Source organism: Pseudomonas sp. MAFF 730105 (assembly GCF_055380705.1).
This window is the reverse complement of sequence record NZ_AP018438.1, coordinates 4,575,845-4,591,814: the sequence shown is the minus strand read 5'-3', so window position 1 is coordinate 4,591,814 and position 15,970 is coordinate 4,575,845. Positions and strand designations below refer to the sequence as shown.

General features: G+C 63.1%; 13 protein-coding genes. 1 reads left to right on the top strand and 12 read right to left on the bottom strand.

Translation table 11 applies throughout. The features are described 5' to 3' along the window. Window positions 1-208: 208 nt before the first annotated feature. From PCOSP_RS19680 to PCOSP_RS19625, 12 genes are read right to left on the bottom strand one after another with little or no spacing between them, the layout of a single operon-like run. Window positions 209-1,513 carry a lipopolysaccharide biosynthesis protein gene (locus PCOSP_RS19680; protein ID WP_139644493.1) on the bottom strand — a complete coding sequence of 435 codons (1,305 nt, stop codon included), beginning with the start codon at window positions 1,511-1,513 and terminating at the stop codon, window positions 209-211. Continuing rightward, window positions 1,510-2,514, bottom strand: a complete 1,005-nt coding sequence (locus PCOSP_RS19675) for a polysaccharide deacetylase family protein (RefSeq protein ID WP_139644491.1) — start codon at window positions 2,512-2,514, stop codon at window positions 1,510-1,512. The genes PCOSP_RS19680 and PCOSP_RS19675 overlap by 4 nt, the downstream gene beginning before the upstream one ends. A gap of 11 nt (window positions 2,515-2,525) precedes the next feature. After that, window positions 2,526-3,662 (bottom strand): glycosyltransferase family 2 protein, encoded by a 1,137-nt coding sequence (locus PCOSP_RS19670; protein WP_139644489.1) that lies wholly within the window; start codon window positions 3,660-3,662, stop codon window positions 2,526-2,528. Continuing rightward, window positions 3,655-4,614: a glycosyltransferase gene (locus PCOSP_RS19665; protein ID WP_139644486.1), complete on the bottom strand. Its 960-nt coding sequence runs from the start codon at window positions 4,612-4,614 to the stop codon at window positions 3,655-3,657. The genes PCOSP_RS19670 and PCOSP_RS19665 overlap by 8 nt, the downstream gene beginning before the upstream one ends. Next, window positions 4,611-5,981: an O-antigen ligase family protein gene (locus tag PCOSP_RS19660; RefSeq protein ID WP_139644484.1), complete on the bottom strand. Its 1,371-nt coding sequence runs from the start codon at window positions 5,979-5,981 to the stop codon at window positions 4,611-4,613. Before PCOSP_RS19660 ends, PCOSP_RS19665 begins: the two co-directional genes overlap by 4 nt. After that, window positions 5,978-7,081, bottom strand: a complete 1,104-nt coding sequence (locus PCOSP_RS19655; protein ID WP_175362021.1) for a glycosyltransferase family 4 protein — start codon at window positions 7,079-7,081, stop codon at window positions 5,978-5,980. Before PCOSP_RS19655 ends, PCOSP_RS19660 begins: the two co-directional genes overlap by 4 nt. Further along, window positions 7,078-8,670 (bottom strand): GumC family protein, encoded by a 1,593-nt coding sequence (locus PCOSP_RS19650; protein ID WP_464709361.1) that lies wholly within the window; start codon window positions 8,668-8,670, stop codon window positions 7,078-7,080. The genes PCOSP_RS19655 and PCOSP_RS19650 overlap by 4 nt, the downstream gene beginning before the upstream one ends. Before the next feature lie 15 nt (window positions 8,671-8,685). Next, window positions 8,686-9,711, bottom strand: a complete 1,026-nt coding sequence (locus PCOSP_RS19645; protein ID WP_139644478.1) for a polysaccharide biosynthesis/export family protein — start codon at window positions 9,709-9,711, stop codon at window positions 8,686-8,688. Between the two features lie 20 nt (window positions 9,712-9,731). After that, window positions 9,732-10,376 carry a CpsD/CapB family tyrosine-protein kinase gene (locus tag PCOSP_RS19640; protein WP_139644477.1) on the bottom strand — a complete coding sequence of 215 codons (645 nt, stop codon included), beginning with the start codon at window positions 10,374-10,376 and terminating at the stop codon, window positions 9,732-9,734. Next, window positions 10,377-11,120, bottom strand: a complete 744-nt coding sequence (locus tag PCOSP_RS19635) for a sugar transferase (RefSeq protein ID WP_139644475.1) — start codon at window positions 11,118-11,120, stop codon at window positions 10,377-10,379. It lies immediately after the preceding gene. Next, on the bottom strand, window positions 11,117-12,187 hold the full coding sequence (locus tag PCOSP_RS19630) for an NAD-dependent epimerase (RefSeq protein WP_139644472.1): 1,071 nt from the start codon (window positions 12,185-12,187) through the stop codon (window positions 11,117-11,119). Before PCOSP_RS19630 ends, PCOSP_RS19635 begins: the two co-directional genes overlap by 4 nt. Continuing rightward, window positions 12,184-13,548: a UDP-glucose dehydrogenase family protein gene (locus PCOSP_RS19625; protein WP_139644470.1), complete on the bottom strand. Its 1,365-nt coding sequence runs from the start codon at window positions 13,546-13,548 to the stop codon at window positions 12,184-12,186. Before PCOSP_RS19625 ends, PCOSP_RS19630 begins: the two co-directional genes overlap by 4 nt. Before the next feature lie 378 nt (window positions 13,549-13,926). Between PCOSP_RS19625 and PCOSP_RS19620 the strand changes: the two genes are divergently transcribed. After that, entirely contained in the window at window positions 13,927-15,624 is a 1,698-nt protein-coding gene (locus PCOSP_RS19620) for a sulfatase-like hydrolase/transferase (protein ID WP_464709359.1), read from the top strand. The last annotated feature ends 346 nt before the right edge of the window (window positions 15,625-15,970 follow it).

Below are 15,970 nucleotides of genomic sequence, written 5' to 3'. Positions count from 1 at the left end.
AGGCTCGCTCCCACCCTGCATCGGCCGCGGATACTGTGATCGACACCAGGCCCCTGTGGGAGCGGGCTTGCTCGCGAAGGGGTCGTCAAATCCAGCATCTGTACAGGCCGAGCCGCCGCTTTCGCGAGCAAGCTCGCTCCCACAGGGTTCGGTGAGATCCCTGTGGGAGCGAGCCTGCTCGCGATGGCGGACTGAGGGGCGACGAAGCTCATGCCGATTTCCCCATCAGCATCTGCCGCATCGGCAACAGGTCGCTGGGCAGGATGATCAACGTCTGCCACAGCGCCACGCCGCTGAGACGGCAATACATCGCCAGCAACGCCAGGGTCACCCCCAGGTAAGCGATGGAAGACGCGGCGGCGGCACCGACGATGCCGTAGCGAGGTATCAACAGCACGTTCAACGCCAGGTTCAACAACGCCCCCACACCCATCAGCAGCGATACCGTGCCGGGCCGGTTCTTGCCCAGCAGGTCCAGACGCAGGATGCTCGCATAGCACAGCCCGAACAGCCCCGGCAGCAGCGCCAGCAAGGCCGGATAAGCCGGTTGGTAGGCCACGCCGAACAGGGTCACGATCAACCATTCGCCGATCAGCGCCATGCCCAGGCACGCACCGAGCATCACCGTGGCGGTCAGACGCAGGGCCAGGGGTGTCAGGCGCTGCATGTCGTGGTCCTGTTGCAACAGGCGTTTCATCAGGGGTGTGGTCACGGCCTCCGGCACGATCAGCAGCAGCTCGGCGGCGGCGCTGGCCATGGCGTAGTGACCCAGGGCGGCGCTGCCCAGCAGGGCGCCGATGAACAGGTAGTCCGAGCGCAGAATCACTTGCTGGAACAACAGGTCCGGATGGCTGCGGGCGCCGTAGCGCAGCAGCTCGCCCTGAGTGGCGCTGTTCCATTGCAACGACACATCGTGACCCCGCCGCAACCAGACCCAACCGGCCAGTACTACCAGGCTCAGGCCCGTCAACCAACTGATCAATGCCGCTTCCAGGGCCGCGTCTTTCCACATCCAGAACAGCGCCAGGAACAGCAACAGCGGCACCAGGGATTCCATCAGGCGCAAGGCATTGAAGCCGCCTACGCCGCCTGAGGCATTGTGCAGCGTCAGCAGGCCGCTCTTGAGCACACTCAACGGCACGGCGAGCAACAGCAGCCAGGCCAGCAGACCCAATTGCATGGTGATGTCCAGCTCCGCACCGAACACCCGCGCCAGCGCCACCACCAAGAAGGTCAACAGCCCGGCCAGCAGGCAGCCGAACACCAGCACCTGGCTGAGCAGCAGCCCCATCGAACGCTGCTGCGCCGCCTGATAGCCCACGGCTGAGTTCAAGCCACCGCTGGTGGCGGCGCTGATCAGGTCCGGCAGGGTGCTGAGCAGGGCGAACAGCCCGCGTTCGCTGGGGCCCAGGATGCGCGCCAGCAATACGTTGCGCAGCAGGCGCAGGCCGATCATCGCCAGGCGTGTGCCCATGCTCAGCACCAGGTGTTTGAGGTAATGCGCGCGGCTCATGGACGTGCTCCTCGACGAATGCGCCAAGCCAGCAGTTCGGGGTGCTGGGCGTTGCGTTGACTGACACCGAAGCGCGGCAGGTTCAAAGGGTCGCCGTCATTGCGATACAGCCCGGCCTCGGTCCCCAGGGCGAACGAGAAACCGTGGGCCGCCACTTGGTGGCGCACGCGTTCGTCGTTATCGCCATTGGGGTAGCAATACACCGGCAAGGGTTGAGCACAGGCGTTTTCCATGGCTATCCGGCTGCGACTCAGTTCTTCATGCAGGCGCTGGTCGTTGAGCTGGGTGAGGATCGCGTGGCTGGCCCCGTGGGGGCCGAAGCGCACCAGGCCTGAATCTTCGAGCATGCGCACTTGGGTCCAGTCCAGCGCCTGGGGCTGGGCACCAGGGGGGCAGGTGTCAGTGAGGTCGCTCAGGATTTGCGGATCAAGGGTTTTGAGGCTTTGCAGATAGTGCAACAACGACAGGCTGCGGCGTTCGTCATCCAGGTCGTCGAGCATCACCGGCAACGGCCGTCCGGCCTGTTGCAAGTGTTCGATCAGCGCCAGCCGCGCCACCTGGCCGTGGCTGCCCCACAGGGTTTCGCCGATGCTTTCCCACCAGAAGTGCTGGCGGCTGCCGATGAAGTCGGTGGACAGGAAAATACTCGCCGGCACCTGGTATTGGCGCAGCAGGGGAAAGGCATTCATGGCGTTATCGCGCCAGCCGTCGTCGAAGGTCAGGGCCACCCGCGGACGGTCCGGAACGGTGGCGGGGTCGGCCAGCAGCAAGGTCATCAGGGGCACGCATTCGAAATGCCGTTGCAGCCAGATCAGCAAGTGTTCGAAGGCTTCCGGCCCCACGCACAATTCGTTGCGATGGGGCAGTTCGGCGGCGCGGTCGTTGCTCAGCACCCGGTGCAGCATCAGGATCACGCCGGCCCCCCGCAGCGGGCCGCGGCCCAGGGCCGTGTTCAGATACAACCAGCCGCCGGTGAGCTTGAAGACTTGTTTGATCGACATTCGCCACCTCCTCAGCGGTTCTGCTCGGGATTCCATTGGCTGTAGCGCCGGCCCCGCAGGAACTGCCACAGGCCGATGCTCATGCCCGCGAGCGTCACCAGCACGAACGCCGCCAGGCGAAAGGGCCGGGGCAAGCGGTGGTGCATATCCAGCAGGCCAAGCAGTGCCATGGCGTAGCCGAGCACTTGGGCTGCCAGGCTCAGGCGATAGAACCCTTGGTCGCTCCACAACCAGAGGTTGCTGAGCAGCAGTGGCAGCAGCAACACCGGCGCCAGGCGGCGGATCAGCTTGTGGCTGATCAGGCCGATGGCGTACAGGCCATGCCGCAGCGGATTGAGCAGTGCCCGGCGTTGGGCCAGGCTTTGCAAGCCACCGACGGTGACCCGCTGGCGCCGACGAAACTGCTTGTCGGCCTCGTCCACCCCCTGGTCGATCACCCGGGCCTTCGGTGCATAGACGATGGATTTGCCGGCGGCTGGTGCGCAGGTGCTGAGGAAGAAATCATCGTTGACCTGGGCCGGGATCGGCTCGAACAGCTCCCGGCGCAGGGCCAGCAGCGCGCCATCGGCCGAAACCATGCAGTCGGTGCGGCTTTCCACCCGCCGCAGCCAGCCCTCGTAGTGCCGATACAGGCTGTCGCCCAGGCTCAGGCCCTTGCCCGGCACGGGGATTTCCATGTGTCCGGCACAGGCGCCGACCTCTGGATCACCCAGCGGGGCGAGCAAATGGCCGAGGGTGTCGTGGCTCCATTGGTTATCGGCGTCAGTAAAGACCAGGATCTCACCGCTGCTGTGGGCCACGCCGGTATTGAGGGCCGCGGCCTTGCCCTGGCGGGGCAGGTCGAGCACCGTGATGCGCGGGTCGATCACCTTGCGCGCGCAGACCACTGTGTCGTCGCTGGAGCCGTCGCTGGCGAGGATGATCTGCAGCGAGCGCGCCTGATAATCCTGGGCGAGCAAGGTACGCAGTTTGTCTTCGATGTGTCGTGCTTCGTTGTGGGCGGCGATGACGATGCTGATGTCCATCGGCAGTGCCTTGCCGTAGCGCCGGACCGGAAACAGCGGTGTCAGCAGGCCGAGCATGAGTGGGTAACCGAGGTAGGCATACACCGGCAGCAACAGGCAGGTCCAATAAATGAATTCAGCCACGGGCAGGTCTCCTGACGTTCCAATGACAGAGGTTGAGCAGCAACGCTGCACCGGTCAGGTGCAGGCGCACCCCGTGCAAGGCCCACAGTTGCAAGGTCAAGCGCGGATCGCGACGACTCTGGCGTAGGCTGAGGAACAAGGGCGCAAGCGTGGTGATCAGCAACAGCAGCGACGCCAGGCGCAACTGACCCTGGAGCAAGGCGACCAGTGCCAGCAGATCCAGCCCCCAGGTCGCGATGGACAGCACCGGGAAACGCAGCAGGCGCAAGCTCGGACCGTGGCTGCGCAGCAGTTGCAGATGACTGCCCTGGCGCCACAGTTCCTTGCTTATCCACTCGCGCCAACTGCCTTCGTAACCCCAATGCAAGGCCACGCATTCGTTGACCAGCAACAGTTGCGCGTCGATCTGGCGCAGGCGCAGGGAGAAGTCCTTGTCCTCGCCGGTGCGCAGGGCTTCGTCGAAACCGCCGACCCGCTCGAACCATGAGCGACGCATCAACAGGTTGGCGCTGGGCAGCCACTGCACCCGGTGCAGGCGATGGGAGCCGGGACGCTGGCTGCGGCGCTGCCAGGCTTCGGCGAACCAAGGCGCCTGGCGGGGCGTGTCGAGGTCCAGGCCCAGTACATCGCCTTGATGACCCTCCAGCTCCAACAGCAGCTTGAGCCAGTTGGCCGGCATCTCGATGTCGGCGTCGATGAACGCCAGCCAATCGCCATGGGCCACCGCCGCGCCGCGGTTGCGCAGGGCACCGATGTGCACACCGGGCACGATCAACACCCGCGCGCCCAGTTCATTGGCGATGCGCGGGCCATGATCGTCGGAGCCGTTGTCCACCACGATCAGCTCGCATTCCAACTGCGCCTGGCGGGCAGCTTCCTGGGCCGCCAGCAAGGTACGGCCGATGTGCCGGGCTTCGTTGTACATCGGGATCACGATGCTGACCCGGTTCATGGGCGCGCCTCCTGCGGCGTTGCCTGTTCGGCCTCCTGGCGCAACACGGAGGTCAAGGCGAGCATGATCCACAGCAGCTTGTGGTTCGGCGCACTGAGGAACATCAGGAACAGCATCAGCGACAGGAAGCTCATGCCCAGGTGCGTCAACAGATCCGCCTGTGCCCAGTCCCGGCGTTCGAGCCAGATCCGGCGGGCCTGCAGCAGGTTGTACAGGCCCAGGCCCAGCATGCCGACGAACATCAGCCCGCCCGGGATGCCGATTTCACTGAAGATTTCCAGGTAGGTGTTATGGGCCCGGCGATACAGGTCCCCCAGCTTGCGATTGGCCGAGAACGCCTTGGCGTAGCCGGTGGGCGCATAGTGCAGCGGGAAGGTGCCGGGGCCGGTGCCGAGCACCGGGTTTTCGCGGATCATCTGACTGCCGACCACGATGTACGAAGCACGCCGGCCGAGGGATTCATCCTTGTGGGCATTGACGCCGGCACTGAGAATGCTCAACGACTGGATACGTGCGACGTAGCCGGCTGGCATCACGGCGACTGCCAGGGGAACCAGGAGCGCCAACCCGAGCATGGCGAACCCCAGGTGCCGTGGACGGATGCGCGGCAATTGCGCGCGATAGTGATACAGCCCGATCGCCAGGCTGAGCAGGAGCACCACCAGCCCCGAACGCGATTCAGTCTTGGTCATGCCACCCAGCAGCAGCGCCAAACAACCCATCCAGAACAACCGGTGCAGCAGGTTCGGCCCGCGCACCACCAGCAGCAACGCCAGTGGCATGGTAAAGGCGATCAGCAGGGCGAAGGCGTTCGGGTCCTCCAGCAGGCCCGAGGCGCGGCCCTGGTCCTGATATTTGGCGGAAAACATCGCCATCACGCAGGTGGTGCTGACACTCAGCGTCATCAGGCGGCAGAACAGGTCGAGGTTCAGTTCGCGGCCGATCAGCAGGGTGATGACGAACAGGATCAACCCCACGCTCAGTTCGCGAAAATGGGTCATCGACAGTTCCAGGCTGTCCGACAGGTAAAGGCTCAGGCTATACAGCATCATGAAGCCGATCAGCGGCCGCCAGATATTGCTGCGCAGGCGCGTGCCCGGAATCTGGTGCAGGGCCAGTTGCAGCATCAGTATCAGTATCAGTGCCAGACCGAAGAATTTGCTGCCAGAGAGCGGGTTGTCCTTGAACAGCCCTTCGAACGGGACCAGCGCAGCGATGCCCAACAGGCCCCAGCCGGGTTTGCGATAGAGCAAGGCGACACCCACCAGGCCCAGCACCGCCCCCGGCGCCAGGAACGGATAAGGGCTGGCCAGCAAGGCCAGGCAAACCAGCCCCAGCAGGCTGACAATCGAGAGAGGGACAATCATGGACGAGCCTCCCGTGCCGTACGGATGTAGAGCTGCGACCAGCGTTCGGCCAGCGTGCGCAGGTCGTAGCGGTCCTGTTGGGTGCGGCGTGCGTTATCGGCCAGGATCTGCGCCAGGGGCGGTTCGCTGAACAGCGTTTCGATCTGCCGGGCCAGTTCGGCGCTGTCGGCAGGTGTGGCGAGCAATCCGTTGTGACGGTCCTGTACCACATCGGGAATGCCGCCGACGCCGAATGCCACCACCGGTACCCCGGCTTGCATGGCCTCGAGCAGAATCATCGGCGTGCCTTCGGTGCGCGAACTGATCACCAACGCGTCGAGGCGGCTCCACCAGGCGTTCATGTCGGTCTGGTACCCGGGCAGTTCGATACGCGTGGGTAGTCCGGCATCGTTGATGCGCTTGAGCAGGGCCTGACGTTCCGGGCCGTCACCGAGCATCACCGCGTGCAGCGACGGATGCCGCTGGCACAGGGGGATCAGGGCGTCGAGGAACAGGTCCGGGCCTTTCTCGCTACTCAGGCGGCCGACGTAGCCGACCCGCCAGCGCTGGCCGTCATCGCGGTGGGCCACTGGTGCCGTGGGCGTCGGCAAACCGTTGGGGATCACGGCGACTTTTTCCGCCCGCACGCTGGCCTGGCGATGCAGCACCGCGATGCTCTCTGCCACGCAGACCACGCGCTTGACCGACGCCGTGCGGCACAATTGCAGGCTCAGCCAGGTGTAGAAACGCTGTTTCGGGCTGCGCGGCGTGAACCCGTGCTGGGTGATGACCAGTGGCAGGCGCAGCAACGTGGCCGCGGCCCAGCCGAACAGCAGCCCCTTGAAGTTGTGGGTGTTGAGCAAAGGTTGCTCGCTGCGCCGTTGGCGCAGGTGTTGCAACAGCTCGGCCCAGCTCCCGCAGTGATGGCAATCGACCCCGGCCTGGCGAAAGCGCGCGATCAAGGTCGGCGGCGCCGCGAGGAACAGCACCTGGTGCTGCCCCGGAGTCGCCAGGCAATGATCGAGCAGCATCCGCTCGGCCCCGTAGAAGCCACCGCTGTCGAGCAAATGAATGATCGGCAGGGGGCTGCTGCGGTGGGACGGGCCGAACGGCGCGTTCAATTGCGCACCCAATGGACAAGGCTGGGCAGGCTCCAGTTGCGATGCGGGTTGATCTGGTCGGGGGACTGCTCGTTGATCACCAGCAGCACCGGTACGTCCAGTTGCTGGCTGATCTGCGCTGGGTGCTTGAAGCGATGGTCGAAGAACTCACGCACGTAGACCAGGGCAATTGCCAGCAGCAGGCCGCTGAACAGGCCGAACGGGATAATCAGCATCGGCTTGGGAAAGGCCGCGGCGGTCGGTTCGAAGGGCGGGCTGAGCACGCGGGCGTTGGACAGGTCGTTGTCCAGCGAACGGGCGGTGCTGGCTTCGGCGAACCGTTGGGCGTAGGTGGAGAACGCCGCATGCAGGGCGTTGATCTCGGTGTCCATCTGCTGCAGCTTGCTCTGGGTTTCCTGCAACTGGTGGATACGCCCCTTGAACGCGGCGATGCGCTGGACCTTCTGATCGATCACCGAGCTGACCACCGCCAGGTCGGTGGTGCGTTCCTGGATTCGGTTGTTCACCACCTTCAGGAATTGTTGACGGGTGCGCACGATCTGTTCCCGGGCCAGCAGCATCGGTTCGCTGCCGGGTTGGAAGATCGCCAGGTCGTTCATGTAGCGGCTGACCTGGCCGGTCAGTTGCTCACCCAACTGTTTGATCTCCCGGTCTTCGAAGGCGATGTTGTCCACGGTGGTGGTGAAGGTGAAGGGAAAGGTGTAGTCGTTGAACCGCGAGCTGTTCGCCGCCGCCAGACTGGTCTTGAGATAGTCGAGCCAGCGTTGGCTTTGCAGCAGGCGATCCTGGTACAGGTTCAAGGCCTGCTCTTCAGTGTTGATGGCGTTCAGGCGGAAGGTGATTTCCTCCTTCGGATCAGCCGACCCGACGCCTTCAAGCAAGGCCAGCCGGGTACCTTCCAGGCCGTCGAGGCGACTCTGGTATTGGCTTTTCTTCTGCTCATAGAAGGCCTGCGGCAACTCGATCGATTGCAGCTCCTGGCGACTGGAGAGGTAGTTCTGCAGCAGTTGCGCCACGAACCGAGTGCCTTGCTGCGGATCACCGAAGCTGTAGACGATGGAGATGACGTTGGAGCCGGGTAGGGTCTCGATCTTGAGGTTGTCGACGGCTTCGTCAGTCAGCGTATCGAGCACGGTGTCGCGCACCGGATCGACCTCCAGTCCGAGGCCATCGCGCAGCGGGTTGATCACGTACTCGCGCAGCGGCGTGGTGACGTAGCGCTTGAACGGTTCACTGACCCATCTGTTGAAGATGCCGGGGCTGGGGTTGTACTCGCCCTGGTCGCGCAGGGTACTGATGGTCTGCCGGATCAGCGCCGGCGAACGCAGGATATTGCTCTCGGTTTCCATGTCCGCCAGGGACGGCGGAATGAAGGTGGCGTTTTCCTGGTTCAGCGACGTGGTGGCGTCGCCTTGTGAGAGTTTTTTCGACTGTACGATCACCTGGGCGGTGATATCGAAGCTCTGTTTGAGCACCAATGGCAGCGCCAGGGCAATCACGGCGAAGATCAGGAAGATGCGCTTCACCCACTGCTTGTTGGCGAAGAAGATCCTGAAGAACTCATGCAGATAGTTTTCCTTGGGATTCATGATCGATCACCTGGCTCAGTTGCTGTTGCTGCCTTTGTTGTCGAGGCGGTAGCCGAAGCTGAGCCCCACGCCCTGGAACAGCACCACGTCAGCCAGTTGCCTGGCGAGTTCGCCGGCGCTGGCAAGCTTGGTCTTGGGCACGAAGAGCATGTCTTCCGGTTGTAGGTAGGCAATTTGCGAGGCATCGCCGCTCAGGGCTTTTTCCACGTCGTAGTGACGGGCTTCGACCTGGTTGCCGTTGCGACGCATGATCACCACCGAGTCGAGCCTTGCCTTGACGTTCGTGCCCCGGGCAAGGGTCAGTGCCTCGAGCACGGAGATCGGCCGACGGATCGGGTAGGAACCGGGTTGGGCCACTTCACCGAGGACATAGATTTCATTACCAGCGGTGGACTTGAGCAGCACGTCCACGGTCATGTGGCCGGGCAGTTGGGCATAGCGCTCGTTGAGGAAGGTCTCCAACTGGGTGACGGTCATTCCTTGCAACGGCACCGAGCCGATTTCCGGGAAGCTGGCGTAGCCATCCCGGCCCACGATGATTTCCCGACTCATGCCGGTGGCCGGGTGGGTCAAGGTGTTGCGCAGGTTCGTCTCGTTGGACAGCGGGCTGGTCACCAGCACCGTCAACTGGTTGCGATTGGGCTGGAACAGCATTTTCTGGTCGTAGGCCCGTTGCACCGCCAGGCGCGCTTCGTCGGTGGTCATGCCGGCGACTTTCACCGACGTATTGGCTCCCGGCAGTTCGATACTGCCGTCGGGCATGACCAGTTGCGAGCCGTTGAGCTGGCTGGCGGCGGTGAAGTTCAGGGCCACCTGGTCGCCCGGTTGCACGCGATAAGCCTGGGGACTGGTGGTGCCGATGTGGAAGATCACATCGAGCACATCCTGGGGCCGCAGGGTCTGTTCGACCTTGGGCATGTCGGTGGCCTGGGCGTTGGCCGGTGCGGCCGTGAGGATCTGCACCGGCATCGATCGGGTATCGCTGGTGCTGGAGCAGCCGGCAAGCGGCAGCAACAGCAGGACAAGCATCTTGGCGTTCATCTCGTCATCCTTCTGCACGCTTACAGGTTGTTGTAGAGCCATTTGGGCATGTAGTACTTGCGCCGGTTGAACACGCTGCCCACCACTTTCGCGCCGGCCTGGGCCAGGCGCTGGCGGGTGGCCTGGGCCACTTCCCAGCGGGTGTCTTCACCACGTACCACCAGCACCACGCCATCCACCTGGGCGCTCATGACCAGGGTGTCGGAGGCCGCATACACGGCGTCGGCGTCGATCACCACGAAGCGGTACTGCGCGGCCAGGTGCCTGAACAGATGTCGCAGTTGTTCGGGATTGAGCCGTTCGGCATTGCGCCCCAGGCGGCCGATGGGCAGCACGTCGAAGGGCAGGCTGGAGGTTTGCACCACGCAGTCCTGCAACAGGGGCGGGGTGAGGTGGTTGAACAGCAGGTCGCTGAAGCCGCGCTCCTTTTGCAGCCCCAGTTGCTGGCTGAGGTTGCGCGGTGACTGGCTGGCGTCCACCAGCAATACGCGGCCGCTGCTCATCTGCGCCAGTTGAGCGGCCAGTGCCATGGCGCTGGTGCTGGTCCCGGTGCCGGTGTTTGCGGACGTCAGAAGCAGGATCCGCAGGGAAGGGTCGAGCACGGTCGAGGTCAGGTTGGTCTCGCTCGGGCTTGCGATGCTCAGGATATTCGTTGAACCGTCCATTTAACTCGCTCCGTGGCCGCTGAAAACTTTGAAGGGGGTAATCATCAGGATCTTCAAATCCAACAACAGGCTCTGCTCGGCGATGTAGCTGAGGTCCAGTTCCACGCGCTGGTCGAAGTCGATATTGCTGCGCCCGGAGATCTGCCACAGGCCGGTCAGGCCGGGGTAAATGCTCAGGCGCACAAGATGGTTGTCCTTGTAGCGATAGGCGTTGAACGAGGTTGGGCGCGGGCCCACCAGGCGCATGTCGCCGGTCACCACATTGATCAGGTTCGGCAGTTCGTCGAGGCTGCTGCGTCGCAGGAACCGGCCGATGGGGGTGATACGCGGGTCGTTGTCGATCTTGAAGTCGATGGCGTCGGCACCGTGTTTGTTGAGGTGGCGCAGCGACTCCTTGAGGGCCTCGGCATTGGCGACCATGGTGCGGAACTTGTACATGCCGAAGACGCGGCCGCGGTAGCCGGTGCGCTTCTGCACGAACAGCACCGGTCCGGGGCTGGAGAACTTGACCAGCACGGCCAGGCCCAGCAGCAGCGGGCAGAGCAGGACCAGAAGGACCAGGGCACCGATGCAGGCCACCACCCGGTTGGTCCGCGAGACCGTCCACGGTCGACCACCGTCGCGGCCGGTCAGCCAGCCACGGCCTTGCCGGTGGATGGCCGCGTCCAGGCGCCTGCGGTGTTCGGGGTCGACACGCTTGTCGCAGGGGGTGTTGATCGGAAGGGATTGCTCATGACGGGTCATAGACTCCTCCGCTGGGTTTCGTCTGCAAGTTCAGCCGCGAGCGGCGGGCGGGCAGCAGGCAGCGCGTAGTAATCGAGGAACCAGTCGATGAAGCGGCCCAGGCCTTCGTCCAGTTCGATGCGTGGCTGGAAGCCGGTGGCCCGTGCCAGGTCGCTGGCGTCGGCGCAGGTGTTGAGCACATCCCCCGGTTGCAGGGGCAGCAGTTCGACACGGGCGGTCAGCCCCAGGTGTTTTTCCAGTAGCGCAACGTAGGTCCGCAGAGCCACGGGGTGTTGCCCGCCGATGTTGTAGATGCGCCAGGGCGCGCGGCTGGTGGACGGGTCCGAGGGGTCCAGATCCCGTGCGGCAGTGACGCGGGGCGGACGTTCGATCAGCCGGGCGATGCTTTCGACGATGTCGTCGATGTAAGTGAAATCACGCTGGTGCTCGCCATGATTGAACAACTGCAGCACCCGGCCTTCGGCGATGGCGCGGGCGAACTGGATCGGCGACATGTCCGGCCGGCCCCAGGGGCCATACACGGTAAAAAAGCGCAGGCCGGTGCAAGGGATGCCGAACAGGTGGCTGTAGCTGTGGGCCATCAGCTCGTTGGCTTTTTTGCTGGCGGCGTACAGCGACAGCGGATGGTCGACGTTGTCCCGTTCTGAATAAGGCGTGCGCGGGTTGGCGCCATACACCGAGCTGGAAGAGGCGTAGATCAGGTGCCTGAGCGGGTGACTGCGGCAGCTTTCGAGGATGTTCAGGAACCCGGTGAGGTTGCTGTCGACGTAGGCCCGTGGGTTCTCCAGGGAGTAGCGCACCCCCGCCTGTGCAGCGAGGTGGATCACCACGTCCGGGCGGTACGATTGGAACAGGTCATCGAGGGCGCCGGCGTCGGTCAGGTCCAGCCGTACCAGGGGGAAGTCACCGGCCTGGGCCTTCACCCAGGCGATGCGGTCATGCTTGAGCTGGGGGTCGTAGTAGTCGTTGAAATTGTCCAGCCCGCACACCCGATGACCGTCGCGCAGCAGTCGCCGCACGCAGTGAGCGCCGATGAAACCGGCCGCGCCGGTCACCAGGATATTCACGCTTGCGGCCCTGGTGCCGAGCCGTCCGGCACGGTGTGCCGTAGCCCGATGCCGCGATACAGCAGCCCGGCGGCAGCGAGTTGGTCCGGGTTGTACAGGTTACGGCCGTCAATGATGACCCGGGCGCGCAGTTTGCTGGCCAGCAGGTCGAAATCCACCACGCGGAAGTTCTTCCACTCGGTGCAGATCACCAGCGCGTCGGCGTCTTCCAGGGTGTCGTCGCGAGTGGCGCACAGGTTCAGGTCCTTGCGGTAGCCGTAGAGCCGCCGGCATTCAGACATGGCTTCCGGGTCGTAGGCCTGGACGCGAGCGCCTTCGCGCCATAGTGCTTCCATCAGGTAGCGACTGGGCGCTTCGCGCATGTCGTCGGTGTTGGGCTTGAAGGCCAGGCCCCAGACAGCAATCGATTTACCGGCCAGGCCATCGGGAAACTGTTTGGCGAGCTTCTCGAACAGAATGTGCCGCTGGCGGTCGTTGACGTCGGTGACGCTGCGCAGCAGGTGCAGCGGCATGCCACTTTGTTCGGCGGTGTGCAGCAGGGCCCGCAGGTCCTTGGGGAAGCACGAGCCGCCGAAGCCACAGCCGGGATAGATGAAGTGATAACCGATGCGTGGGTCCGAGCCGATGCCCTTGCGCACCGCTTCGATGTCGGCACCCAGCCGTTCGGTGAGGTTGGCCAGTTCGTTCATGAAACTGATGCGGGTGGCGAGCATGGCGTTGGCGGCGTACTTGGTCAGTTCGGCGCTGCGGTTATCCATGAACATCAGTTTTTCGTGGTTGCGGCAGAAGGGGGCGTAGAGTTCGCTCATCTGGTCGCGGGCCAGGGAGTCGGCGGTGCCGACGATGATCCGGTCGGGGCGCATGCAATCGGCCAGGGCGCTGCCTTCCTTGAGAAATTCGGGGTTGGACACCACCCGCACGTTCAGCCGTTTCAGGCCCCGTCGGGCCAGCGCCTGGCGAGCGCATTCGGCCACCTTGTCGGCGGTGCCCACTGGCACGGTGGACTTGATGATCAAGGTGCGATCGCTGTCCATGAAGTCGGCGATCTGCCGAGTCACCGCCAGTACATGGCTCAAGTCTGCCGAGCCATCTTCATCGGCGGGGGTGCCGACGGCGATGAAGATAAGTTCGCCATGGTTGACCGCATCGCTGGCCTGGGAACTGAACGACAGGCGCCCGGCCTTGATGTTGTCTTCGAGTAATCCGGAGAGCCCCGGTTCGCTGATCGGGGGGACCGCTTGCTGCAGTTGCCGGATCTTGTTCGGGTCGATGTCGATGCACAACACACGATGCCCGACGTCGGCTAACGCCGCCGCCTGGATCAACCCAACATACCCCGTCCCAAATACGCTCACGTCCATTCTGGCGTGCCTCGTAAATCGTTTTTATGTAACTCGGATGAAACTGTTTAGGGGGTATAGCGCAGCCTCAGAAAAGCGTGTCAGCAAAATGACAGTTGTCACTGTTGGCAAAACTAGAAAGCGTTTGGCCTTTTGATATCAAGTTATTGACAGTCTTGGAAAAGTGCCGGTTTTAAAGGCTTGAAGGCGCGTCAAAAAAATCGATGAACGGTATTTATCCATAGGTTTTTCATTTTTTTTAGGGCTTTTCGTGTCATTTTTGGGCTAACTTTTTTTTGACGCGTGTTTGATTCATTGCCTTTCTTGCGCTTTTGAAAGCCGCTGCTAGTGTCCAGGAACAGAGCCCTTTGCGAACGTCACGATTGCGTCGAGAAAGAGATGGCCCGATACCTCAAGGAATTGCTGCTGGCGCTGTACCTGATCAGGGGATATGACTATTACCTTGACCGTCTGGCGGCGCTGGGTATTGGCTTTGCGACGGTGTTGTTCGTCGCGATGTTCGTGGCGTTGGTAGCGGCGTTGTGGATGACCGCCTATATCCGTCAAACCCTGGTACGGCACCTGTTCGCACTGGCGATGTTTGCGTCGGCGGTGTTCTTCGAGGTGTACACCCGGGTGACCGACAGTTACCTGACCTACAGCCAGTTCGTGTCAATGGTGTATTCCGGTGGTTTTATCCAGGAGGCGGCCTGGCAGTATCGCGAGGTGGTCATTCATGCGGTGGTCGCTGGGCTGTTGCTGTTGTTGGGGATCGGCCTCAAGCCTCGCCGACGGATACCGTTGCCCGGTTATCTGCCCGTTGCCGCGCCGCTATTGGGCGTGCTGTTGCTCAGCGGCGTGCTCTTTGTGCGGGCAGGTGAGGGCGCCCGCGGGCTACCGGCTATGTACACGCCGCTGGCCTATTTGAACTTGTTCGCCTATGAGTCCTTGCACAACACGGTCGGCCCCCGGGAGCCGGTGCGCCTGGTGCGGCAAACGCCGCCGATCGGGCACGACATCGTACTGATCATCGATGAAAGCATCTCCGGCAACTACCTGGATATCAACACGCCGTCGGGCGTACACACCGGGCTCAAGACACCGCCATCCGGGGTGGATATTTTCAACTTCGGCTATGCGGCGTCCATTGCCAATTGCAGTGCCGACACCAACGTCACCCTGCGCTATGGCGGCACCCGCGCCGACTACATGCGTATCAACAGCACCCAGCCTTCGATCTGGCAGTACGCCAAGGGCGCGGGCTTGCGCACCGTCTACATCGACGCCCAGCGCACGGGTGGCAACTTGCAGAACCTGATGACCGATCTGGAGAAAAAGGACATCGATGTGTTTGTCCAATTCGATCAGACCAGCGTGCGCGACCGCGACATGGCGGCGGCAGACAAGCTGATCGAGTTGCTCGGCGATGACCAGCCGGAGTTGGTGGTCATCAACAAGGTCGGCGCGCATTTCCCGGTGCACGACAAATACCCCGACGATTTCATGAGCTACCGTCCTGCTTTGCCGCGTGGGCAGTATCAGGACGTGGCCGACACCGGCCGGCGTGACGGTTTCAATGGCCAGAAGGATGACTGGGTGCTCTACCGCAACGCCTACCAGAACACGCTGCTGTGGAACGTCGGCGAGTTTTTCCGGCGGCTCTTCAGCCAGGCCTCCTTGGCCAATGCCGTGCTGATCTACACGTCAGACCATGGCCAGGACCTGCATGAACGCGGTAACCCGGGACTCAACACCCATTGCGGCGGCGACCCGGCGGAGGAAGAGGGACTGGTGCCATTGGTGGTGATCCAGGGTAGCCACCTGCAGACGCTCGACTGGCGCGAGGCCTGGGCCAGGAACAAGGACCGCTCCAGCCACTACAACATCTTCCCGACGCTGTTGCAGCTGATGGGCTATGACCGTGCGGGAGTTGAAGCCCTGTATGGAAAATCCCTGGACCAACCGACCGAAGACGACTTCACCTTCAACTACCGATTCAATGCTCGCCTGGGTGCCAAACCGGCCTGGAAACACATTGACCTGAACAGCATCGTGACCCCCAAACCGGTCCAGGCTGAAATGGCAGCAGGGCACTGAAGGGTGGGTCAGCTTGCACAGATGTTGACTGTGCCGCCGCCATCGCGAGCAGGCTCGCTCCCACCCTGATCTGGGTGTACACACTATCCCTGCCCACCGCCAATCCCCTGTGGGAGCGAGCCTGCTCGCGATAGCGGTGGATCAGCTTGCATCGATTTGCCGGTGCCGCCGCCATCGCGAGCAGGCTCGCTCCCACCCTGATCTGGGTGTACACACTATCCCTGCCCACCGCCAATCCCCTGTGGGAGCGAGCCTGCTCGCGATAGCGGTGGATCAGCTTGCATCGATTTGCGGGTGTCGCCGCCATCGCGAGCAGGCTCGCTCCCACCCCCTGATCTTGGGTGAA

Excerpts from the sequence above, each read along its gene's own strand:
- PCOSP_RS19660 (WP_139644484.1), bottom strand. The coding sequence starts at position 5,981 with ATGATTGTCCCTCTCTCGATTGTCAGCCTGCTGGGGCTGGTTTGCCTG.
- PCOSP_RS19620 (WP_464709359.1), top strand. The coding sequence starts at position 13,927 with ATGGCCCGATACCTCAAGGAATTGCTGCTGGCGCTGTACCTGATCAGG.
- PCOSP_RS19635 (WP_139644475.1), bottom strand. The coding sequence starts at position 11,120 with ATGACCCGTCATGAGCAATCCCTTCCGATCAACACCCCCTGCGACAAG.
- PCOSP_RS19640 (WP_139644477.1), bottom strand. The coding sequence starts at position 10,376 with ATGGACGGTTCAACGAATATCCTGAGCATCGCAAGCCCGAGCGAGACC.
- PCOSP_RS19665 (WP_139644486.1), bottom strand. The coding sequence starts at position 4,614 with ATGAACCGGGTCAGCATCGTGATCCCGATGTACAACGAAGCCCGGCAC.
- PCOSP_RS19625 (WP_139644470.1), bottom strand. The coding sequence starts at position 13,548 with ATGGACGTGAGCGTATTTGGGACGGGGTATGTTGGGTTGATCCAGGCG.
- PCOSP_RS19645 (WP_139644478.1), bottom strand. The coding sequence starts at position 9,711 with ATGAACGCCAAGATGCTTGTCCTGCTGTTGCTGCCGCTTGCCGGCTGC.
- PCOSP_RS19680 (WP_139644493.1), bottom strand. The coding sequence starts at position 1,513 with ATGAGCCGCGCGCATTACCTCAAACACCTGGTGCTGAGCATGGGCACA.
- PCOSP_RS19675 (WP_139644491.1), bottom strand. The coding sequence starts at position 2,514 with ATGTCGATCAAACAAGTCTTCAAGCTCACCGGCGGCTGGTTGTATCTG.
- PCOSP_RS19650 (WP_464709361.1), bottom strand. The coding sequence starts at position 8,670 with ATGAATCCCAAGGAAAACTATCTGCATGAGTTCTTCAGGATCTTCTTC.